Raw genomic sequence first — 601 nt, forward strand, 5'->3', positions numbered from 1 at the left:
TATTTTCAGTGGCATATTCTTTCCGTTTTTATAATGGTACCGTTGAATTTTCCAAACAAGATCCAAGAACAAATTTGCAAGAATGAGTGGGTTGATCTGATTGTTTTTTCGGGATAGCTGAGAGGCACTTATCGATTCAAATCCGAGTGCTTTTTGAAGATCTTCGTCTACAAGTGCATCACTCATTTCCTCTAAGCTCTTAAATTCGAGCAGTTGGGCTACCAATAAAAATTTAATATAGGCTTCTGTTGTCATCTTTTTTGTGTAATAGTCCTGTTTCAATTCTTTGACTTGTTCGCTAAGTTTTTGAATATTTATGGGTGAAACCCATTTACCAAATGATGAAATTAGTGTATTCTTGTTGTCCATAACGTTTATCCTTTACGATTGGATTTGGACAGGAACCACCTGTACTTCCATTGTAAAGGATTTTTTTGTTTCGAAATCAATAAAAAATTGAACATTCTTAGTATTTTGAATCATCAGATTTAATTAGTGCAATGCTAGTGAGTGGAGACATATTGTTAAAAAAAGTAGCCAATCGTCTAAAAAAGCGACTGCGCACGAAGGATACGTTAGCTCGCATTGGTGGAGATGAATT

2 protein-coding genes are annotated in these 601 nt (G+C 34.8%); one reads left to right on the forward strand and one right to left on the reverse strand.

Going from position 1 to position 601, the window contains the following annotated elements:
* Positions 1-369, reverse strand: a 369-nt coding sequence (locus HZY91_RS10820; protein ID WP_197116277.1) for a DUF4372 domain-containing protein, incomplete at its 3' end; no start/stop codon positions are given.
* A 131-nt stretch (positions 370-500) separates the two neighbouring features.
* Between HZY91_RS10820 and HZY91_RS11230 the strand changes: the two genes are divergently transcribed.
* Positions 501-601 (forward strand): diguanylate cyclase domain-containing protein (locus HZY91_RS11230; RefSeq protein ID WP_218958254.1); only part of this gene is annotated, 101 nt, incomplete at its 3' end.

Source organism: Facklamia lactis (genome assembly GCF_015863205.1).
Taxonomy (GTDB): domain Bacteria; phylum Bacillota; class Bacilli; order Lactobacillales; family Aerococcaceae; genus Facklamia; species Facklamia lactis.